We start from the raw sequence: 21,003 nt of genomic DNA on the forward strand, positions 1-21,003 counted from the left end.
GCCCCCTGTCCCATGCCTTTCGTGCGCAGACGGGTCCCGGGGCCGGCCGGCGCGCACCGCGGGCCGGCCCCGTTCCGCTCAGCTCATGAACCGCCCCCCAACAGTCCGGCCGCCCGCGCCCACCGGTACTTCGCGCCGAGCACCGCCACCGGCTTCTCGGTCGTGTACGGATACGCCACGACCCCCCGCTCGAACAGGTACTGGCAGGCCTCCTCGACCTCGACGTCACCGGCGAGCGACGCCACGACCGGCTTCTCGACGCCCCGCTCGCGGAACTCGGCGACCACCCGCGCGGTGAGTTCGGCGAACACCATCGGCGGGGTGACGATCGTGTGCCAGTAGCCGAGCACCAGGGCGTGGATGCGCGGGTCCTCCAGACCCAGCCGGATCGTCGCCTCGTACGTCGACGGCGGCTCGCCCCCGGTGATGTCCACCGGGTTGCCGGCCGCGCCGAACGGCGGGATGAACCGGCGGAACGCCTCGTCCAGGTCGGGCGGGATCTCCATCAGGGACAGCCCGTTGTCCGTCACGGCGTCCGACAGCAGCACACCGCTGCCGCCCGCGCCGGTGATGATCACGACGTTGTCACCCTGCGGGGTGGGCAGCACCGGCAACGCGCGCGCGTACTCCAGCATGTCGTTCAGGCCCGGCGCCCGGATGACCCCGGCCTGCCGGAGGATGTCGTCGTACACCGCGTCGTCGCCCGCGAGCGCGCCGGTGTGCGAACCGGCCGCCTTGGCGCCCGCCGCCGTACGGCCCGCCTTCAGGACCACGACCGGCTTCTTCGGCACGGTCGCGCGGGCCGCCTCCACGAAGGCCCGCCCGTCCTTGAGGTCTTCGAGGTGCATCGCGATGCACTCGGTGTGCGGGTCCTCCCCGAACCAGGTCAGCAGGTCGTCCTCGTCCAGGTCCGACTTGTTGCCGAGGCCGACGATCGCCGACACACCCGTCTTCGTGGTGCGGGCGAAGCCCAGGATGGCCATGCCGATGCCACCGGACTGCGAGGTCAGCGCCACCCCGCCCTTGACGTCGTACGGCGTGCAGAACGTGGCGCACAGGTCCTGCCAGGTGGAGTAGTAGCCGTAGATGTTCGGGCCGAGGAGGCGGACGCCGTGCCGCTCGGCGATCGCCACGATCTCCGCCTGGAGCTCGTGCTCGCCGGTCTCCGCGAAGCCGGAGGGGATCAGGACGGCGTTGGGGACGCCCTTGCGCCCCACCTCCTCCAGGGCCGCGGCGACGAACCGTGCCGGGATGGCGAAGACGGCCACGTCGACCTCGCCGGGCACGTCCGTGACGCTCTTGTACGCCTTGCGGCCCAGGATGTCGTCGGCCTTGGGGTTCACCGGGTGGATGTCCCCGGCGAAGCCGCCGTCGACCAGGTTGCGCATCACCGAGTTCCCGATCTTGCCGGGCTCGTTGGAGGCGCCGATCACGGCGACGGAGGAGGGCTGCATCAGCCGCCGCATGGACGCGAGGATCTCCTCGCGCGCGTACCTCCTGCGCGGTACCGGCTGCCGCTCGGCGAGCAGGATCCGGATGTCGGCGGCGACCGCGCCGTGCGCCGTCGCGATCACCGGGTTGAGGTCCACCTCGGCGATCTCCGGGAAGTCCGCGACGAGTTGGGACACCCGCCGGATCTGCTCGGCCACCGCCCACCGGTCCACACCGGCCCGGCCGCGGACGCCGCGCAGGACCTCCGCCGACCGGATGGAGTCGAGCATCGACAGCGCCTCGTCGGCGGAGACCGGCGCGAGGCGGAACGTGACGTCCTTCAGCACCTCCACCAGCACCCCGCCGAGCCCGAACGCCACCACCTTCCCGAAGGTCGGATCGGTGACCGCGCCGACGATGACCTCCTGGCCCGCCGGCAGCAGCTCCTGCACCAGCACGCCCTCGATCCGGGCCCCGGCGTCGTAGGCACGCGCGTTCTCCACGATCCGGTGGAACGCGGCGCGCACGCCGGCCGCGCCCTCCACCCCGACGACGACCCCGCCGGCCTCGGTCTTGTGCAGGATGTCCGGCGAGACGATCTTCATCACCACCGGCCCGCCGAGACGCGCCGCCGCGGCCACCGCCTCGTCCACGTCCGTCGTCAGCTCCTCGCCCGGTACGGCGATCCCGTACGCCTCGGCGACCACCCGGCCCTCGGGCGCGGTCAGCGCGGTACGGCCCTCGGCCCGCACCGACTCCAGCAGGGACCGCACCCGCAGTACCCGGTCCTCGGCCATCACGTCAGATCACCCCGTTCGACTTCAGCAGGCGCAGTTCCTCGTCGCCGAGGCCCAGTTCGCCGACGTACACCTCTTCGTTGTGCTCGCCGAGGAGGGGTGAGCCGGTCACCTCCACGGGGGAGTCGGAGAGCTTGAGCGGGCTGCCGACGGTCACGAACTCACCGCGCTGGGGGTGCGGGACGCGGACCACCATCTCGTTGGCGGCGAGCGAGGCGTCCTCGATGATCTCCTTGGTGGACAGGATCGGGCCGCACGGGATGTTGTGCGCGTTCAGCCGCTCCAGCACCTCCCACTTGGGGAGCGTCGCCGACCACTCCTCGATCAGCTGGAACATCTTGTTCAGCTTCGGCAGCCGGGCCTCCGGGGTCGCCCACTCGGGGTCCTCGGCGAGTTCGGGCCGGCCGATGAGTTCGGTGATCGGCTTCCAGCCGACGGGCTGGACGATGACGTACACGTAGTCGTTCGGGCCGCCCGGCGCGCACCGGACCGCCCAGCCCGGCTGACCGCCGCCGGACGCGTTCCCCGAGCGGGGGACCTCCTCGCCGAAGTCCTCGTTGGGGTACTCGGCGAGCGGCCCGTGCGCCAGGCGCTGCTGGTCCCGCAGCTTCACCCGGCACAGGTTGAGCACCGCGTGCTGCATGGCCACGTTGACCCGCTGCCCGCGCCCGGTCCGCTCGCGCTGGAACAGCGCCGCGAGAATGCCCGCCACGGCGTGCACACCCGTCCCCGAGTCCCCGATCTGGGCCCCCGTCGCCAGCGGCGGCCCGTCCTCGAAACCGGTGGTGGACATCGACCCGCCCATGGCCTGCGCGACGACCTCGTACGCCTTGAAGTTGGTGTACGGGCCGTCCCCGAACCCCTTGATGGAGGCGTAGACGATCCGCGGGTTGATCTCCTTGATGCGGTCCCAGGTGAACCCCATCCGGTCGACGGCGCCCGGTCCGAAGTTCTCGACCATGACGTCCGAGCGCCGGATCAGCTCGGTGAGGATCTCCTTGCCGCGCTCGGTCTTGGTGTTCAGCGTGATGCTCCGCTTGTTGCAGTTGAGCATCGTGAAGTACAGGGAGTCGACGTCCGGCAGGTCCCGCAGCTGCTTGCGGGTGATGTCGCCGCTCGGTGCCTCCAGCTTGACCACGTCTGCGCCGAGCCAGGCGAGGAGCTGGGTGGCGGACGGCCCGGACTGGACGTGGGTCATGTCCAGGACGCGGATGCCGGTCAGGGCCTTGGTGGGCGTTCCAGTCATGCGGGCCACCTCACTTGTACATGGTCTGGTTCATGGTTCCGGGGGCGTACGCGTCCGGGTCGACCCAGACGTTGATCAGCGACGGCTTGCCGGACTCGCGGGCGCGGCGCAGGGCGGGGCCGATGTCGGCGGGGTCGCGGACCTCCTCGCCGTAACCGCCGAGGATCTGCGCGAACTTGTCGTACGGGACGTCGCCGAGGGTGTTGCCGACCCGTTCACGGTCCTTGCCGTACTTGGCGGCCTGCCCGTAACGGATCTGGTTCATCGAGGAGTTGTTGCCGACGATCCCGACGAACGGCAGGTCGTAGCGGACCAGGGTCTCGAAGTCCCAGCCGGTGAGGGAGAAGGCGCCGTCCCCGAACAGGGCGACCACCTCCTTGTCGGGGCGGGCCTGCTTGGCGGCGAGCACGAAGGGGATGCCGACGCCGAGGGTGCCGAGGGGGCCCGGGTCCATCCAGTGGCCGGGCGACTTGGGCTGGACGACCTGTCCGGAGAAGGTGACGATGTCTCCGCCGTCGCCGATGTAGACCGAGTCCTCGGTCAGGAAGTCGTTGATCTCGCTGACCAGCCGGTACGGGTGGATCGGGGAGGCGTCGGACCGCAGCTGCGGCAGCCGCTTCTCGATCGCCGTCTGCTCGGCCGCGCGCAGTTCGTCCAGCCACTCCTTGCGCCGGGCCGCACCGCCGTTCAGCCGCCCGGAGGCGGCCTCCGTCACCGACTTCAGCACCAGGCCGGCGTCTCCGACGATGCCGAGCCCGATGTCGCGGTTCTTGCCGACCGTGCGGTAGTCGAGGTCGATCTGCACGACCGTGGCGTCGGGGGAGAGGCGCCTGCCGTACCCCATGCGGAAGTCGAACGGGGTGCCGACGATGACGATGACGTCGGCGTTGGAGAAGGCGTACCGGCGGGAGAGCTGGAAGTGGTGCGGGTCGCCCGGCGGGAGCGTGCCGCGTCCGGCGCCGTTCATGTACGCCGGGACGTTCAGGGTGCGCACCAGCTCGATGGCGGCCTCGGTGCCCCGGGTCGTCCACACCTGGCTGCCCAGCAGGATCGCCGGCTTCTCGGCGTGGACGAGCAGGTCGGCGAGCTTCTCGATGGCCTCCGGGTCACCGGCCGAGCGGGTCGAGGCCCGGTAGGCGCCGGGCCGCGGCACCCGGGCCTTGGCGACCGGGACCTTCGCGTCGAGGACGTCCCGGGGGATCTCCAGGAAGGAGGGGCCGGGTGCGCCGTGGTAGCACTCGCGGAAGGCCATCGACACCATGTCCGCCGCGCGTGCCGTGTCCGGCACCGCCGCCGCGAACTTGGTGATCGGCGTCATCATGTCGACGTGCGGCAGGTCCTGGAGGGACCCCATCTTGTGCTGGGTGAGCGCGCCCTGACCACCGATCAGCAGCATCGGGGACTCGGCGCGGAAGGCGTTGGCGACCCCGGTGACGGCGTCGGTCGTCCCGGGCCCCGCGGTGACCACCGCGCAGCCCGGCTTGCCGGTGATACGGGCGTAGCCGTCGGCGGCGTGCGCGGCGACCTGCTCGTGTCGGACGTCGACGACTTCTATTCCCTCGTCCACGCAGCCGTCGTAGATGTCGATGATGTGGCCGCCGCACAGGGTGTAGATGCGGTCGACGCCTTCGGCCTTCAGCGCCTTGGCAACGAGATGGCCACCGGAGATCACGTCCTGGGTGTCGTCGGGCATGGCGAAGTCCCGTCCCTTTCGTAGGAGTTTGTGCGGCTCGCGGGGCAGGGGGTGCGTACAGCGGACGTACAGCGATACGTGCGGCGATACGTACAGCGGCAGGCTGTATGCAGTAGATTGCATACAGTCGACGAATACTGTATGAAGCTTGTTATCCCGCATCCAGTGGGTGGTGTCCAGGGGGCGTACACAGTTTTCGGTCATCGGTGTCCGGGCGAATCAAGTCACCGGAGCGCGCGATGATCCCCGCAGACAGGAGCCGGCATGGACCTGTACGAACACCAGGCACGACAGCTCTTCCAGGACCACGGCATCCCGGTGCCGCGGGCCGAGGTCACCCAGTCACCCAAGGGGGCGCGGGAGATCGCCCGGCGGCTCGGCGGCCGGGCTGTGGTCAAGGCACAGGTGAAGACGGGCGGGCGCGGCAAGGCGGGCGGAGTCCGGCTCGTCGCCGACCCGGCCGCCGCCGAACTGACGGCCCGGCAGATCCTCGGCATGGACATCAACGGCCACCGGGTCCGCACCCTGATGTTGGCCGAACCGGTCGACATCGCCGAGGAGTTCTACGTCTCCTACGTCCTGGACCGCGCGGCCGGCGGCTTCCTCGCCATCGCGTCCGCGCGGGGCGGGGTGGACATCGAGGAGGTGGCGGCGAACCACCCGGAGGCCGTGGCGCGCATCCCGGTCGACCGGGCCGAGGGCGTCACCTCCGCCAGGGCCGGCGAGATCGCGAGCGCCGCCGGGCTGCCGCCGCGGACCGCCGACGTCCTCGTCCGGCTGTGGCAGGTGCTGGTCGCCGAGGACGCCCTGCTGGTCGAGGTCAACCCGCTCGTGCGCACCGCCCAGGGACACATCCTCGCCCTCGACGGCAAGGTCACCCTGGACGACAACGCCCGCTTCCGGCAGACCCGTTGGGGAGCCGAGGACGCGGAGGACCGGGACCCGCTGGAGACCGAGGCGGCCACCCGCGGGATCAACTACGTCAAGCTCGACGGCGAGGTCGGGATCATCGGCAACGGCGCCGGCCTCGTCATGTCGACCCTCGACGTGGTCGCCGGCTGCGGCGCCCGCCCCGCCGACTTCCTCGACATCGGCGGCGGAGCCTCGGCGGAGGTCATGGCCGACGCGCTCTCGGTGGTGCTCGCCGACCCCGCCGTGCGCAGCGTCCTCGTCAACGTCTTCGGCGGGATCACCGCCTGCGACACCGTCGCCGACGGCATCCTGGCGGCCGTCGACCGCCTCCGGCCCACCAAGCCGCTCGTCGTGCGCCTCGACGGCAACAACGCCGCGCGCGGCCGGGCGATCCTCGACGCGCGCGCCCATCCGCTGGTCGAACAGGTCGCCACCATGGACGGCGCCGCCCGCCGGGCCGCCGAACTCGCCCACACCGACTGAGGAGCCCGGACATGGCCATCCACCTCACCACGGAGAGCAAGATCCTCGTCCAGGGCATGACCGGCGCCGAGGGCATGAAGCACACCCGGCGCATGCGCGCGGCCGGCACGAACGTCGTCGGCGGGGTCAACCCGCGCAAGGCCGGCCGTACCGTCGACGTCGACGGGCACCCGCTGCCCGTCTTCGGCTCGGTCGCCGACGGCGTGCGCGCGACCGGCGCCGACGTCAGCGTCGTCTTCGTCCCGCCCGCCTTCGCCAAGGCGGCCGTCACCGAGGCCGCCGACGCCCGGATCCCGCTGGCCGTCGTCGTCACCGAGGGCATCCCGGTCCACGACACCGTCGCCTTCACCGCGTACGCGCGGCAGCGGGGCACGCGGATCATCGGACCCAACTGCCCCGGCCTGATCTCCCCGGGCCAGTCGAACGCGGGCATCATCCCCGCCGACATCACCAAGCCCGGCCGTATCGGCCTGGTCTCCAAATCGGGCACCCTGACCTACCAGCTCATGTACGAGCTGCGCGACACCGGCTTCTCCACCTGCGTCGGCATCGGCGGTGACCCCGTCGTCGGCACCAGTCACATCGACTGCCTGGCCGCGTTCCAGGACGACCCCGACACCGAACTGATCGTCCTGATCGGGGAGATCGGCGGCGACGCGGAGGAACGGGCCGCCGCCTACATCCGCGACCACGTCACCAAGCCCGTCGTCGGCTACATCGCCGGGTTCACCGCGCCCGAGGGCCGGACCATGGGCCACGCCGGCGCCATCGTCTCCGGCTCCACCGGTACCGCCCGCGCCAAGCAGGAGGCCCTGGAGGCGGCCGGGGTCCGGGTGGGCCGCACCCCCACGGAGACGGCCAGAGTGGTGCTGGAGGTGTTGCGGCAGGGCTGAGCCGAGGCGCGTGCTTCCCGCACCGCCGCCCCTGAGAAACGGCAGCTCCCCCCACCTTCCATCCCCGCCCAGCGAGAGCGGAGACCACGCATGGCACCCACCCTCACCCCGCAGCCCCCGACCCCTCCCCCCGTCGCACTCCTGAAACCCGGCACCTCCTACGCCGACGCCTGGCAGCGCTGTCTCATGGTCGCCCCCGAGGCCTTCCGGGAGCAGGGCGCCGGCAATCTGTGGGCCGGTGTCTGGCGTCCCGACGGCCGGACACTGCCCGCGACCACCCCGGTCGACGGCACCCCCATCGCCGGCGCGCCCCGCCTGGACGGCGACACCGCCCACCAGGCCGTACGCGCCGCCCTGGACCAGCACCGCGCCTGGCGGCACATCCCGCTGCCCGAACGGCGGGCCCGCGTCGCCGCCACCCTGGACGCGCTCGCCGAGCACCGCGAACTGCTCGCGCTGCTGCTCGTCTGGGAGATCGGCAAGCCCTGGCGGCTCGCGCTCGCGGACGTGGACCGGGCGATCGACGGCGTGCGCTGGTACGTCGACGGTATCGAACCGATGCTCACGGGCCGGACCCCGCTGGACGGGCCCGTGTCGAACATCGCCAGCTGGAACTACCCGATGAGCGTGCTCGTGCACGCCGCTCTCGTGCAGGCGCTGGCCGGCAACGCGGTCATCGCCAAGACCCCGACCGACGGCGGTGTCGCGTGCCTCACTCTCGCCGCGGCGCTGGCCGCCCGCGAGGGGGTGCCGCTGACCCTGGTCGGCGGCAGCGGGCGCGAGCTGAACCAGGCGCTGGTGCGGGCGCCGGAGATCGGCTGCGTCTCCTTCGTCGGGGGCCGCGACACCGGTGCGGCCGTCGCCACCGCCGTCGCCGACCTGGGCAAACGGCACATACTGGAACAGGAGGGCCTGAACACCTGGGGCATCTGGGACTTCTCCGACTGGGCGGCGCTCACCGCCGTCGTCCCCCGGCTCTTCGACTACGGCAAACAGCGCTGCACCGCCTACCCGCGCTTCGTCGTCCAGCGCTCCCTCTTCGACACGTTCCTCGCCGCCTACCTGCCGGCGGTCCGGGCCGTCCGCGTGGGCCACCCGCTCGCCGTGGCGGACCCGGCTGATCCGCTCCCCGAGCTGGACTTCGGACCGCTGATCAACGCGGCCAAGGCCAAGGAGCTGACCGACCAGGTGACCGAGGCCGTCGACCGGGGTGCCGTACCGCTGTACCGGGGCCGGCCGGACGAGGCGCGCTTCCTGCCGGGCCAGGACACCTCCGCCTACGTCCACCCGATCGCCCTGCTCGGTCCGCCGCCGTCCTCGCCGCTGCACCACGCCGAGCCCTTCGGGCCGGTCGACACGATCGTCCTCGTCGACACCGAGGCCGAGCTGCTGGCCGCGATGAACGCCTCCAACGGCGCGCTGGTGGCCACGCTCGCCACGGACGACCGGGCCGTCTACGACCGGCTCGCCCCGCAGATCCGCGCCTTCAAGACCGGGCACGGCGTCCCGCGCTCCCGCGGCGACCGGGACGAGCTGTTCGGTGGGTTCGGCGCGTCCTGGCGCGGCGCGTTCGTCGGCGGTGAGCTCCTGGTCCGGGCGGTGACGCGGGGCCCGGCGGGGGAGCGGCTGCCCGGGAACTTCCCGGAGTACCAGCTCATGCCCTGATTCTCACGTTCGGCACACAGGACCTCGCGGACGGTACACCGTCGGCAATCCGGCGCCCTGCCTCCTCCCTGCGGACGGATACGCAGGTGAAACGCACTCCGAAACCTTGGTATTGTTGTCCATGTCGCCGCGCGGAACACACCCCGCAAGGCGGCAGACACCTGGTCCGGGTGGCGGAATGGCAGACGCGCTAGCTTGAGGTGCTAGTGCCCTTTATCGGGCGTGGGGGTTCAAGTCCCCCCTCGGACACTCGCTGTGACGACACGGTGGCGAGGGCCTCGACCTGAGGGTCGCGGTCCTCGCTTTTTTGCGTATCCGCCGCACGGTGTCCGGCACCGCCGGCCGGATCCCGGTGCGGGCCGGCCGGCGGAACGGGTTCAGCTCCCGGCGCAGTAGCTCATCAGCGTGTCGTGGTTGGCCTTGAACTGGTCGTAGATCGCCGGGTTGTCGATCTTCAGCAGTGATTCGTCGTTGGCCCGCAGCGCCGAGTAGGTGTAGTTGTGGCTTCCGGTCCACACCAGCTTGCGGTTGGCGACCCCGTCGTACGTCCCCTGGATCAGCAGGTACTTGGAGTGCACCCCGATCTTGTAGGTGCCGTCGGGGCTGTTCTCGTAGCACTCCACCCGCTTGGTCAGCTTGCCGTAGAGGGTGTCCGTCACGGCCTGGCTCATGGAACCCGGTGCGCCGTCGGCCGCCAGGTAGACCGAGCACCCCGAGTTCACCAGGCTGACCAGTTCCTGGGCGACCTCGTCGCGGCTGAAGAGGTTCATGCCCACGCGGATCTGGGTGCCCCCGGAACAACTGACGTTGTCCAGGACCAGTTTGACGGTGTCGGTGCTCGCGTCGTTGTTCCACGACGTGCCGGACGCCTCGTGGCGGGGGAAGAAGTACGCCTTGTACGGGCCGGTGGTGCTGGTCGGGGTCTTGTAGTAGGTGTCGGAGCCCGACGAGGAGGAGCCGTAGGACAGCAGGTCCGAGAAGTACGACTGGTAGATGCCGTACAGGCCGGAGTCCGGGATCGTCACGGCGTTGTTGAAGTAGGTGGTGCGCTGTGAGGTGGTCATGTTGTGCGAGGTCTGCACCACCACGTTGCTCGCGCCGCCCACGTTGGAGAACAGCCAGAACTTGTTGTGGTTGATCGCCGGATCCCCGGAGGTGAGCTCCCGGTCCCCGATGCAGCCGCGCGCGCTGGGGCAGGCCATCACCCAGGACGGCTGGGTGCGGTCGGTGCCCAGGCCGTCGGCCAGGGTGGTGTACTCGCCTCCGCTCATGGTGACGGTGGTGTGGTCCACGATGAGGCGGACCTTGACGCCTCGCGCCTTGGCGTCGACCAGCGCCTGGGCGGCCGTGTCGTCGGTGAACGTGTAGGCCGCGGCCGTGATCGACTCCCCGGCCGGGGTGGCGTTGATCAGGCTGACGATGTAGTCGCGGATCCGGTTCTGGTCGGCGGTGGTGCCTGCCGGGTCGTTGAAGACGGCCGAGGTGGTGACCGTGACGGCGGCGTGGGCCGGGCTGGAGAGAATCAGGACGGTCGCGGGGAGCAGGACGGCTGCCAGGACCGTCCTCCACATCTTCGTCAGTCGACGCACAACGATCCCTTCGCATGGCGGGTCGGGACTGAGCGTATGTCAGGAGCCAGCGCCAGGTTGCCCGTTCACTGCTGTCCGTGGCAACGGTCCCCACCTGAACCGCGTCTTGGGCGGGTACCGCGTGGCCGGCGCGGCCGGCGCGGTGAAGGACTCCGCACACGGCCTTCCGCGCGGCCTTCCGTGCGCCCTTCCGCACGGCCCAACTGTTCTGTCGAATCCCTTGACGATCGCCTCTCCGGGCGGTTAACTCACGTCCTAAATTAAGTCATGAGTGCAATCCCTGAAGGGACCCGGGAGCCATGCGCAGGATCCGAGCCGCGGCCGTAGGCGCCGTCACCCTGTCTCTCGCCCTCGCGGCCACGGCCTGCGGAGGCGGATCGTCCACCAACGGCGGGTCGAACGACTCGCCCAAGACGCTGACGTACTGGGCCTCCAACCAGAGCGCCAGTGTCGCCCTGGACGAGCAGGTTCTCCAGCCCGAGCTCGACAAGTTCGAGAAGCAGACCGGCATCAAGGTCAAGCTTGAGGTCGTGCCCTGGTCGGATCTGCTCAACCGGATCCTGACCGCGACCACCTCCGGCCAGGGCCCGGACGTGCTGAACATCGGCAACACCTGGAGTGCCTCCCTGCAGGCGACCGGCGGGCTGCTGTCGTGGGACGAGAAGAACTTCGCCAAGATCGGCGGCAAGGAGCGGTTCTCCGACACCGCACTCGGCTCGACCGGCGTCCAGGGCAAGGATCCGGCCGCCATACCCCTGTACTCGATGGCGTACGCCCTCTACTACAACAAGAAGATCTTCGCCGACGCCGGGATCAGCAAGCCTCCGGCCACCTGGGACGAGCTGGTCGCGGACGGCAAGAAGATCAAGGCCAAGGGCAAGTCAGTGCTCGGCGCAGAGGGCGCGAACGTCTCGGAGAACATCCACCACGTCTTCGTCTTCGCCAAGCAGCACGGGGCCGACTTCTTCACCGCCGACGGCAAGCCCGACTTCACCAACGCCAAGGTGGTCGAGGCGGTGAAGAGCTACGTCGACCTGATGGCCAAGGACGAGGTCATCCCGGCCGGCGACGCCGAGTACGCGCAGAACCAGTCCGTCAGCGACTTCGCCAAGGGCAAGCAGGCGATGCTGCTGTGGCAGTCCGCCGCCGCCAACCTCAAGTCCCAGGGCATGAGCGAGGACGCCTACGGCGTCGCGCCGGTGCCGGTGATCTCCGGGACGCCCGGCCCCGGTACCCAGGTCAACTCGGCGTTCATGGGCATCAACATCGCCGTCTTCAAGAACACCCACAACCTCGACGGCGCCACGAAGTTCGTGAAGTTCATGACCTCCGACGCCGAGCAGAAGATCCTCAACACGGCCTACAGCTCCATCCCGCCGGTCAAGTCCGCCCAGGGCGACCCGGCGTTCAACACGCCGGCCACCGCGGTGCTGAAGGACACGCTCGCCAAGAGCGCCGCGGTGCTGCCGCAGGTGCCGTCCGAGTCGCAGTTCGAGACGGCTGTCGGTACGGCCGTCAAGGAGCTGTTCGCCGACGCCGCCGCCGGACGCGCCGTGACCACCGACTCGGTCAAGGCGAAGCTCGAGAAGGCCCAGCAGCAGATGCCGGCGGCCTGACCACGATGACGACCACCGCACTGAAGGAACCGGTGCGTGACACGTCCCCCGGTGCGGCGCGCGAACCCCGCCGCCGCACCGGGCGGATCAGACGCGTCTCGCTCCCGTACCTGCTCCTCCTCCCCGCCCTGCTCCTGGAACTCCTCGTCCACCTGGTGCCGATGGTGATCGGCATCGTGATGAGCTTCAAGGAGCTCACCCAGTTCTACATCCGCGACTGGGGCACCGCCCCCTGGAACGGCTTCGACAACTACAGGGTGTCGGTGGACTTCGACGCCCCCGTAGGCAAGGCGCTGCTCCAGTCCTTCGGCATCACCGTCGGCTTCACCCTGCTGTCGGTCGGCCTGTGCTGGCTGATCGGCACGGCCGCCGCCGTCTACATGCAGGACACCTTCCGGGGGCGCGGCCTGCTGCGCGCCCTGTTCCTGGTGCCGTACGCGCTGCCCGTCTACGCGGCCGTCATCACCTGGGTGTTCATGTTCCAGCACGACAACGGCCTGGTGAACCACGTGCTGCACGACCAGTTGCACCTCACCGACAAGCGGTCCTTCTGGCTCATCGGCGACAACAGCTTCTACGCCCTGCTCACCGTGTCCGTGTGGAAGGGCTGGCCGTTCGCGTTCCTCATCGTGACGGCCGGCCTGCAGAACATCCCGCGAGAGCTGTACGAGGCCGCCGCGCTGGACGGCGCAGGGATGTGGCAGCAGATCCGCCGCATCACCCTGCCGTCGCTGCGCCCGGTCAACCAGGTGCTGATCCTCGTGCTGTTCCTGTGGACGTTCAACGACTTCAACACGCCGTACGTGCTGTTCGGCAAGGCCGCTCCCGAGGCCGCCGACCTCATCTCGGTGCACATCTACCAGTCCTCCTTCGTCGCCTGGAACTTCGGCACCGGCTCGGCCATGTCCGTCCTCCTGCTGCTCTTCCTGCTCGTCGTGACGGGCGGTTACCTGCTGCTGACCTCGCGCGGACGGAGGGCCTCCGATGCATGACCCGTCGCTGGCGCCGCCGCGCAACTCGCCCATGGCGCCCCCGCGTTCGTTCGTGTGGTCGCGCAGGGTGTTCCTCACCCTGCTCGCCGGGTTCGTGCTGATCCCGGTGTACGTGATGATCTCAAGCTCGCTGAAGCCGCTCGCCGACGTCACCGGCGAATTCCGCTGGCTGCCCAGCGAGCTGACCATCCGGCCGTACATCGACATCTGGTCGACCGTGCCGCTCGCGAAGTACTTCATGAACTCGCTGATCGTGGCCGGGGCGGCGACCGTCTGCTCGGTGGTCATCGCCGTGTTCGCGGCCTACGCCGTCAGCCGTTACGACTTCCGCGGCAAGCGTGTCTTCACGGTCACCGTGCTGTCCACGCAGATGCTCCCGGGCATCCTCTTCCTGCTCCCCCTCTTCCTGATCTACGTCAACATCGGCAACGCCACCGGCATCGCCCTGTTCGGCTCCCGCGGCGGGCTGATCCTGACGTACCTCACCTTCTCGCTGCCGTTCTCCATCTGGATGCTGATCGGTTACTTCGACTCGGTGCCGCGCGACCTGGACGAGGCGGCGCTGGTGGACGGCTGCGGACCGCTCGGCGCGCTGTTCCGGATCGTCGTACCGGCCGCGATCCCGGGCATCGTCGCGGTGGCCGTCTACGCCTTCATGACCGCCTGGGGAGAGGTGCTCTTCGCCTCGGTCATGACCAACGACACCACCCGCACCCTCGCCGTCGGCCTCCAGGGCTACTCCACGCTCTACGACGTCTACTGGAACCAGATCATGGCCGCCTCGCTGGTCGTCAGCGTGCCCGTGGTGGCCGGCTTCCTGCTGTTGCAGCGCTATCTCGTCGCGGGTCTGACGGCGGGCGCCGTCAAGTGACCCACACCCCTGATCCCGAAGGGACTTCCGTGTCCGAACCCATCGACCTCGCCGCCCTCCCGCACGACTTCCTGTGGGGCACGGCCACAGCGGCGTACCAGATCGAGGGGGCCGTCGCCGAGGACGGCCGTTCGCCCTCGATCTGGGACACCTTCTCCCACACCCCGGGGAAGATCGCGAACGGTGACAACGGCGACGTCGCCTGCGACCACTACCACCGCTGGCGCGAGGACATCGGGCTGATGCGGGAACTGGGCGTGAACGCCTACCGGTTGTCCGTGGCCTGGCCGCGGGTGGTCCCGGGGGGCACCGGTGCGGTGAACCCCAAGGGGCTGGCCTTCTACGACGAGTTGGTGGACGCCCTGCTGGAGGCGGGCATCACCCCGTCCGTCACGCTCTACCACTGGGACCTGCCGCAGGTGCTCCAGGACCGCGGCGGCTGGCCGGAGCGGGACACCGCCCTGGCGTTCGCCGAGTACGCCTCCGTCGTCGCCGAGCGCCTCGGCGACCGGGTCACGCTCTGGGCCACCCTCAACGAGCCGTCCTGCTCGGCCTGGATCGGCCATCTCGAAGGCACGATGGCGCCGGGCTGGACCGACCTCACCGCCGCCGTCCGCGCCTCCTGCCACCTGCTCCTCGGCCACGGCCTCGCCACCCAGGCGATCCGCGCCGCCGCTCCCGGCGCCCAGGTCGGCATCGTCAACAACCTCTCCACCGTGCACCCGGTCACCGACCGCCCCGAGGACCTGGCGGCGGCCCGCCGGCACGACGGTCATGTCAACCGCTGGTGGCTCGACCCGGTGCACGGCCGCGGCTTCCCCGCCGACATGGTGGAGACCTACGGGGTTGAACTCCCGGTGGACGACGCCGACCTGGCCACCATCGCCGCCCCGCTCGACTGGCTCGGGCTGAACTACTACTTCCCGGCGTACGTCGCCGACGACCCCGAGGGGCCCGCTCCGTACGTCCGTTCCGTCCGTCGCGAGGGCGTCCCGCGCACCGGCATGGACTGGGAGATCGACGCGTCCGGCATCGAGACCCTGCTGCTGAGGCTCACCGAGGAGTACGGCGCCCGGAAGATCTACGTCACCGAGAACGGCTCCGCCTTCCCGGACGTGGTCCGTCCCGACGGCAGCGTCGACGACCCCGAGCGCCAGGACTACCTGGAGCGCCATCTCGCCGCCTGCGCCTCCGCCGCCCGCAAGGGCGCCCCGCTGGCCGGCTACTTCGCCTGGTCGCTGCTGGACAACTTCGAGTGGGCGTACGGCTACGACAAGCGGTTCGGCCTGGTCCACGTCGACTACCGCACCCAGGTCCGCACGATCAAGGGCACCGGCCACCGGTACGCGGACATCGTCCGCGTCCACCGCGGCCAGACACGCCGGGCCGCCTGAGCCCGGCCCGGACGGCCGGTGGACACGACTGGGGAGTGCGTGTCCACCGGCCCGCCCCGCAGAGTCCCCATGGCTGTCATGTACGCGACATAGATCAGAAAGCGTGACACAGATCAGGAAGCGCACCTCCACCCCACAAGGAGAGCCGCATGCCCAGCCGCATCCCCCGCACCCTGCTCGCCGCCCTGGCCACCACGGCCCTGCTGTGCTCCGGCCCGCTCCTGGCCGAGCCCGCCGCCGCGGCCCCCGCCGCCGCGAGCTGGGACACCGACCGAGCGGCCACCGCCTACGCGGTGAACCCCGCGGCCGTCACCGCCTCCGGCAGCGAGAACGCCGGCACCGCGCCCGGCCTCGCCTTCGACGGCAACGGCGCCACCCGCTGGTCCAGCGACTTCGCCGACGACGCCTGGATCCGCGTCGACCTCGGCTCGGTGATCCGCGTCGACCGCGTCGTCCTCGACTGGGAGGCCGCCTACGGCAAGCGCTACGTGCTGGAGGCGTCCCGCAACGGCACCGACTGGACGCCCTTCTACACCGAGACGGCGGGCACCGGCGGCTCGGTCACCGCGCACACCTACCCCCAGGAGGTCACCGGCCGCTACGTCCGCCTGCGCGGCCTCGAACGAGCCACGCCGTACGGCTACTCGCTGTGGAACTTCAAGGTCTACGGCGGCGAACCGGCGCCCGCGTCGACCACCCGCACCAACCTCGCCCTGAACCACCCCGCGTACTCCGACTTCTACCAGCACGCGGGGAACTCACCCGCGTTCGTCACCGACGGCGGCTGGCCCGCCAACCTCAAGGACGACGCGACCCGCTGGTCCAGCGACTGGAACGCGGACCGCTGGGTCTCGGTCGACCTGGGTGCCCCCTCGGTCATCTCCTCCGTCGACCTCTACTGGGAGGCGGCCTACGCCGTCGACTACCAGCTCCAGGTCTCCGACGACAACCGCACCTGGCGCACGGTGTACCAGCCCTCGGCCGCCGACGTGGCCGCCCGTCGCGCCAACGTGAAGTCCCCGGCCGAGGCCGTGGGCCTGCACGACACCGTCACCCTCCCCGCACCGGTCACCGGCCGCTACGTCCGCATGCTCGGCAAGGAGCGCCGCTCCTTCTACAACCCGGCCCCCGCCACCGCCCAGTTCGGATACTCGCTGTACGAGTTCCAGGTCTGGGGCACCGGCGGCAGCGCCTCCGCCGCCTACCCGGCCCTGCCCGCCGACCAGCCGGGAACCTACCGCACCACCTTCTTCGACGACTTCACGGGCGCCTCGCTCGACCGTTCGAAGTGGCGGGTGGTGCGCACCGGCACCGAGATGGGCCCGGTCAACGGCGAGTCGCAGGCGTACGTCGACTCCCCGGACAACGTCCGCACCGAGAACGGGGAGTTGATCCTCCGGGCGAAGTACTGCAAGGGCTGCACCCGCGCGGGCGGCGGCACCTACGACTTCACCTCCGGCCGCGTCGACACCAACACCCACGTCGACTTCACCTACGGCAGGGTCAGCGCCCGCATGAAGCTGCCCGTCGGCGACGGGTTCTGGCCGGCGTTCTGGCTGCTCGGCAGCAACGTGGACGACCCCTCCGTCTCCTGGCCGGCCTCCGGCGAGACCGACATCATGGAGAACATCGGCTACCCCGACTGGACCAGCACGGCCCTGCACGGCCCCGGCTACTCGGCCGACGGCAACATCGGCGCCCGCCAGACGTACCCCGGCGGCGGCACGGCCGACCAGTGGCACACCTACGCGGTCGAGTGGACCCCGACGGCGATGCGGTTCTTCGTCGACGACCGCCTGGTCCAGGAGACGACCCGCAACAAGCTGGAGTCCACCCGGGGCCAGTGGGTCTACGACCACAACCAGTACGTCATCCTGAACCTCGCCCTCGGCGGCGCCTACCCGGCCGGCTGGAACAAGGTCACCACCCCCTACTGGGGCCTGCCGCAGTCCAGCGTGGACCGGATCGCGGGCGGGGGAGTGCAGGCCGAGATCGACTGGGTGCGGGTCGAGCAGAAGGGCTGACGATGAACTGAGGCATCCTGAGACGAGGAGCCGCGAAGGACTGAGGGGCCGGCGATGGATCTGGTGCTCGACCCGCCGCGCGGAGTCGCGCCGATCCTGCTGGGCATGACGCTCGACGAGGCGCTCGCCGCGGTCCCCGACTGGGGCGAGCACCGCGTGCTGCGCCGCCCGGGCCGGAACTCGGCCAAGGCGTCCTGGACCCTCGACCACGTCGGCGTGCAGGCCCTGGTCGAGGGTGGCACCCTCGTCACCGCGATCGAGCTGTGGTGGCCCGGCCAGGGCCACACCTCCGGCACGCGCGTCCTGCTCCACGGGGACGAGGTCTTCACCACCCCCGCCGTGGACCTCTTCCGTCGTGCCGCCGGCCGGGGCTGGACGGTCGACACGTCGCAGCCGGAGTACCCGGTGATCCCCGGCGTGTCGCTCGGCTTCACCCGGCAGACCTCACAGGAGGTCGAGCGGGACGCCGACGGTCTCCCGAGGCACGTCACCTCCGTCCTGGTGGGCGGCGAGGACTACTACGACTACCGGTACGCGCAGCGCGGTTGATCCAGCCGACCGGCGCGTGCGCGGGTCGGCTTCGCACGCCCGCCTCCGCCAGGAACCGGCTCGGATAACCGGACCAGTTCTCGTGCTGCTTGGCGTCCAGCTCGGGCGGCGTGACCGCCATCGGGAAGGCACTGCTCGACGGGCCGGGGTGGGTGACGCTCAACAAGGGGAGTACTCCAAGACCAACCGGTGCCAGGGGTGGAAGAGGCGTGGCTGAGCGGCGCTTCAGTTCGCCCGCACGGCGCGGTGGCGGACCGGGCGGTCCTCCACCTTCACCAGCAGCCCCTCGCTCGCGCCGCCGTACAGGCGCACGGCATTCTCCTCCAGGGAGAGCCTGTTCAACGGCTTCCGGCTGAACAGCGCGGCCCTCGACGAGATGCACAAGTCCCGTACGTGGAAGCTGATCCAGTCTCCCGACTCGAAGATTCCCGTCGCACCGGCGCGGGCCGGCGACCACGAGCTGGTCTCGGGTGATCCGGTCTACTCCGTGTCCCCGACGTACACGACCTGGTCGTCCACGGCACGGACGAGGGGGTGTTCGTACCCGGCCGCGTCAACGCCGCGGGAAAGACCCTCACAGACTTCGAAGTGCACCCCAATCACATCGCGGACGCCATCCGCAGCAATCCCAACTACCACGGTGAACCGGTCCGCCTCATCTCCTGCTACTCGGGCGCGGACGCGAGACCGCCCGAGCTGCCCCTCGCGCAGTCCGTCGCCAACGAGCTCGGCGTGCCCGTGACGGCGCCCACGAGCAAGGTGGGAACGTCCCCCCGGCTCGGCCTCAACCAGACCCCCACCATCGGCAACAATGGCTACTGGCGCACCTACCTGCCCATGGCCCACCAGCGGCAGGCTCACAGGAGTGGAAATGATCAAGCGAGCGGGCTTCTACCGGGAGATCGGCGGCCAGGCCACCGCGGCAGACGATGCGCCGTCGCTGCGAGACGCCGTACAGGACAGTGGACCCTGGGACGAGGACCGTATCGGCGCCTACCTGGAATCGGGCCTGGAGATCTACTCCACGATGGGCGCCGAGCGCGACGTCCTCACCGGCGAAGAGTGGATCGTGGGCTCCGGATCCCTGGTGACGGACGGCACCTGGCTCTGGCCCGTCGATCTCACGCACTACGTACGTCGTCACCACGCTGCCCTGCCACAGGAGTTCCTGGACCACATCCGGACCAGCAACTACACGGTCCCTGTCGTGCCCGACGAGCAGGCCAGGCGCATCTTCCAGGAGGAGTTCCCGGACAACGCCCCCGCTGCGACCCCGCCCAAGGCCGCGGGCTTCTTCACCTGGTACGTGCCGAAGCTGGACAGCGCGCGCGCCCATCAGCTCCTCACGCATCTGGACACCGCCGGGCTCTCCGCCGTGCACCCGCTGACCAATGCCCTCTTCGGGTTCCGCGAGACGCCGGTCGGAAACCGTGAGCCGGTGATGGGTGAGGGCGCTGCCCTGGCCGCTGCCCTGGCCGACGATCGGTACTCGAAGATCGAGTTCACCTGCTGGAAGGGCTACGACCAGTCCCTGACCGGCATCGTGCGACGCACGGACGAGACGACGCAGAGCATCACGCTGCTCCTCACCGACATCCCCGTGCCCGACCGCGAGGAGGCGGTCGCCGCACTGGTGCGCACGCTCGATCAGGACGCGGCCGTCTGCCGCGGGTTCGTCATCGACCGAGTCGGTGTGTCGGCTTCCCAGGACTGGGACCGCATTCTCGTCGGCAACGGAGGGCACTTCACCGTGTGGCCCGACACCGTCGGCATCCTCCGGGACCGCGTGGGCAGCCATCCCGAGCTGGCCGGCAGCGAGCCGACTGCTTACGGCCCGCTCGACGTGTTCCACCGCGTCTGAACCGTCCGCCGACGGCACACGCTCGGTGGCGTTCTCGTCGCTCCACGTGTACCGGTTGCGGGCGGGGGCGCGAGGTGGTGTCCGAGGCCGGGGCCGGTTGCTGAACCACGAGGTGCGTGCGGGCCTCGCAGGTCGGCGAGGACCCGCCCGTCTCGCCCACTCGCCGCGCCCAGGCATGCCTGGCCGAGCGGCGCGTACCGCTCTCTTCCTGAACGCCTTGCGGTCGCCACGGTCGCGGCGCGAGTCGCGGACTTCGACGGCGCGCGCTTTACTCGGTGAACCTGTGCGATCTCAGCATGGCCGCTGACCCTGCGCGCCTGCGACGACAAGAAGTCGCACTCGGCCCACCGGCCGCCAGTCCGATGCAACGCACTGCGGGTGGGACTCCAACCAGTTCCGGCGTCACCGCTGATTCCGTAGTGTCGTCAGGACTTTCCCTCATCAAGGAGTTCACCGTGCCACCCCGCTTCGAGACCGCCCGCTTCCACGTCGACTCAGGCCCCGACTCCCTCTTCAGGCGAGTCCGGCACATCCTGAGCGAACCGGTACAGCTGAGAGCACATGGCACGCACGTGACCGAACGGCTCCAGCAACGAGATGCGCCGCTGTGGACGTTGACCCGCTTCGATCCGGCAAGCTGGGAGATCGTCTCGGCAGAGGTGCGCACGGACACCGGAAAGTGGGTGAAGTCGACCTGGCGGGTGCGGTCGGACGAGCGGACCTGGTGGGTGGTCATCGGACTGGGCAACGCGCTCGTCACCGTGATCGACGTCGATCCGTGTCGCCGGGGTATGGGGGAGGGCATCATCACCGGAGGTCCCCTGTACGCACGTGTCGACGCCGTCAACGCGGAGCTGATGCGCGGCGCGTGAGAAGCTTCCCGCAGCCGCCGTTCCCGGGCCCCTCGACCGTTATGAGGAGGCGGTAACGCCGGGCGGTTGCCTGTAGCGAGTTCCGGCCGGGTACCTTGAGCGGTGTCGGCCCCGA

The 21,003-nt window shown here is 70.2% G+C and carries 15 protein-coding genes and 1 tRNA gene; 12 read left to right on the forward strand and 4 right to left on the reverse strand.

Going from position 1 to position 21,003, the window contains the following annotated elements; translation table 11 throughout:
- Positions 1–83: 83 nt before the first annotated feature.
- Genes ACH4LD_RS23445 through ACH4LD_RS23455 form a run of 3 tightly spaced genes read right to left on the reverse strand, consistent with a single transcriptional unit; the run spans position 84 to position 5,167 of the window.
- Entirely contained in the window at positions 84–2,228 is a 2,145-nt protein-coding gene (locus ACH4LD_RS23445; protein ID WP_398053698.1) for an acetate--CoA ligase family protein, read from the reverse strand.
- Between the two features lie 4 nt (positions 2,229–2,232).
- Positions 2,233–3,474, reverse strand: coding sequence for a formyl-CoA transferase (gene frc / locus ACH4LD_RS23450; RefSeq protein ID WP_398053699.1), 1,242 nt, complete (start codon positions 3,472–3,474; stop codon positions 2,233–2,235).
- A 10-nt stretch (positions 3,475–3,484) separates the two neighbouring features.
- Positions 3,485–5,167, reverse strand: coding sequence for a thiamine pyrophosphate-binding protein (locus tag ACH4LD_RS23455; RefSeq protein WP_398053700.1), 1,683 nt, complete (start codon positions 5,165–5,167; stop codon positions 3,485–3,487).
- Positions 5,168–5,431: 264 nt separating this feature from the next.
- Here ACH4LD_RS23455 and sucC point away from each other — a divergent pair, with 264 nt between their 5' ends.
- The 4 genes from sucC to ACH4LD_RS23475 all read left to right on the forward strand — a co-directional run bounded on the left by sucC (position 5,432) and on the right by ACH4LD_RS23475 (position 9,369).
- Positions 5,432–6,562 (forward strand): ADP-forming succinate--CoA ligase subunit beta, encoded by a 1,131-nt coding sequence (gene sucC, locus ACH4LD_RS23460; RefSeq protein WP_398053701.1) that lies wholly within the window; start codon positions 5,432–5,434, stop codon positions 6,560–6,562.
- Positions 6,563–6,573: 11 nt separating this feature from the next.
- Positions 6,574–7,455 carry a succinate--CoA ligase subunit alpha gene (gene sucD / locus ACH4LD_RS23465; protein WP_398053702.1) on the forward strand — a complete coding sequence of 294 codons (882 nt, stop codon included), beginning with the start codon at positions 6,574–6,576 and terminating at the stop codon, positions 7,453–7,455.
- Between the two features lie 90 nt (positions 7,456–7,545).
- Positions 7,546–9,120 carry an aldehyde dehydrogenase family protein gene (locus ACH4LD_RS23470; RefSeq protein ID WP_398053703.1) on the forward strand — a complete coding sequence of 525 codons (1,575 nt, stop codon included), beginning with the start codon at positions 7,546–7,548 and terminating at the stop codon, positions 9,118–9,120.
- A 164-nt stretch (positions 9,121–9,284) separates the two neighbouring features.
- Positions 9,285–9,369, forward strand: a tRNA-Leu gene (locus ACH4LD_RS23475).
- A gap of 128 nt (positions 9,370–9,497) precedes the next feature.
- On the opposite strand, the gene ACH4LD_RS23480 is transcribed toward ACH4LD_RS23475, so the two are convergent.
- Positions 9,498–10,691: a phospholipase D-like domain-containing protein gene (locus ACH4LD_RS23480; RefSeq protein WP_398106185.1), complete on the reverse strand. Its 1,194-nt coding sequence runs from the start codon at positions 10,689–10,691 to the stop codon at positions 9,498–9,500.
- A gap of 317 nt (positions 10,692–11,008) precedes the next feature.
- Between ACH4LD_RS23480 and ACH4LD_RS23485 the strand changes: the two genes are divergently transcribed.
- The 8 genes from ACH4LD_RS23485 (at position 11,009) to ACH4LD_RS23520 (ending at position 20,888) form a co-directional block, all read left to right on the forward strand.
- On the forward strand, positions 11,009–12,325 hold the full coding sequence (locus ACH4LD_RS23485; RefSeq protein ID WP_398053705.1) for an ABC transporter substrate-binding protein: 1,317 nt from the start codon (positions 11,009–11,011) through the stop codon (positions 12,323–12,325).
- 5 nt (positions 12,326–12,330) lie between these two features.
- The gene (locus tag ACH4LD_RS23490; RefSeq protein WP_398053706.1) at positions 12,331–13,317 is read left to right on the forward strand and encodes a carbohydrate ABC transporter permease; all 987 of its coding nucleotides are present in this window, start codon (positions 12,331–12,333) and stop codon (positions 13,315–13,317) included.
- A 31-nt stretch (positions 13,318–13,348) separates the two neighbouring features.
- A complete protein-coding gene (locus ACH4LD_RS23495; protein ID WP_398054116.1) occupies positions 13,349–14,188 on the forward strand; it encodes a carbohydrate ABC transporter permease in 840 nt (279 codons plus the stop codon).
- A gap of 29 nt (positions 14,189–14,217) precedes the next feature.
- A complete protein-coding gene (locus ACH4LD_RS23500; RefSeq protein ID WP_398053707.1) occupies positions 14,218–15,582 on the forward strand; it encodes a GH1 family beta-glucosidase in 1,365 nt (454 codons plus the stop codon).
- A 149-nt stretch (positions 15,583–15,731) separates the two neighbouring features.
- Positions 15,732–17,606, forward strand: a complete 1,875-nt coding sequence (locus ACH4LD_RS23505) for a discoidin domain-containing protein (RefSeq protein WP_398053708.1) — start codon at positions 15,732–15,734, stop codon at positions 17,604–17,606.
- Between the two features lie 54 nt (positions 17,607–17,660).
- Positions 17,661–18,155: a hypothetical protein gene (locus ACH4LD_RS23510; RefSeq protein WP_398053709.1), complete on the forward strand. Its 495-nt coding sequence runs from the start codon at positions 17,661–17,663 to the stop codon at positions 18,153–18,155.
- An 871-nt stretch (positions 18,156–19,026) separates the two neighbouring features.
- Positions 19,027–20,016, forward strand: a complete 990-nt coding sequence (locus tag ACH4LD_RS23515; protein WP_398053710.1) for a hypothetical protein — start codon at positions 19,027–19,029, stop codon at positions 20,014–20,016.
- A 455-nt stretch (positions 20,017–20,471) separates the two neighbouring features.
- The gene (locus ACH4LD_RS23520) at positions 20,472–20,888 is read left to right on the forward strand and encodes a hypothetical protein (RefSeq protein ID WP_398053711.1); all 417 of its coding nucleotides are present in this window, start codon (positions 20,472–20,474) and stop codon (positions 20,886–20,888) included.
- Positions 20,889–21,003: the final 115 nt, after the last annotated feature.

It is taken from the genome of Streptomyces sp. NPDC017676 (genome assembly GCF_044329325.1).
GTDB lineage: Bacteria > Actinomycetota > Actinomycetes > Streptomycetales > Streptomycetaceae > Streptomyces.

Bases quoted from the DNA above. Each gene is read 5' to 3' on its own strand.
- ACH4LD_RS23445 (WP_398053698.1), bottom strand. From the start codon at position 2,228: ATGGCCGAGGACCGGGTACTGCGGGTGCGGTCCCTGCTGGAGTCGGTG.
- frc (WP_398053699.1), bottom strand. From the start codon at position 3,474: ATGACTGGAACGCCCACCAAGGCCCTGACCGGCATCCGCGTCCTGGAC.
- ACH4LD_RS23455 (WP_398053700.1), bottom strand. From the start codon at position 5,167: ATGCCCGACGACACCCAGGACGTGATCTCCGGTGGCCATCTCGTTGCC.
- sucC (WP_398053701.1), top strand. From the start codon at position 5,432: ATGGACCTGTACGAACACCAGGCACGACAGCTCTTCCAGGACCACGGC.
- sucD (WP_398053702.1), top strand. From the start codon at position 6,574: ATGGCCATCCACCTCACCACGGAGAGCAAGATCCTCGTCCAGGGCATG.
- ACH4LD_RS23470 (WP_398053703.1), top strand. From the start codon at position 7,546: ATGGCACCCACCCTCACCCCGCAGCCCCCGACCCCTCCCCCCGTCGCA.
- ACH4LD_RS23480 (WP_398106185.1), bottom strand. From the start codon at position 10,691: ATGTGGAGGACGGTCCTGGCAGCCGTCCTGCTCCCCGCGACCGTCCTG.
- ACH4LD_RS23485 (WP_398053705.1), top strand. From the start codon at position 11,009: ATGCGCAGGATCCGAGCCGCGGCCGTAGGCGCCGTCACCCTGTCTCTC.
- ACH4LD_RS23490 (WP_398053706.1), top strand. From the start codon at position 12,331: ATGACGACCACCGCACTGAAGGAACCGGTGCGTGACACGTCCCCCGGT.
- ACH4LD_RS23495 (WP_398054116.1), top strand. From the start codon at position 13,349: ATGGCGCCCCCGCGTTCGTTCGTGTGGTCGCGCAGGGTGTTCCTCACC.
- ACH4LD_RS23505 (WP_398053708.1), top strand. From the start codon at position 15,732: ATGCCCAGCCGCATCCCCCGCACCCTGCTCGCCGCCCTGGCCACCACG.
- ACH4LD_RS23510 (WP_398053709.1), top strand. From the start codon at position 17,661: ATGGATCTGGTGCTCGACCCGCCGCGCGGAGTCGCGCCGATCCTGCTG.
- ACH4LD_RS23515 (WP_398053710.1), top strand. From the start codon at position 19,027: ATGATCAAGCGAGCGGGCTTCTACCGGGAGATCGGCGGCCAGGCCACC.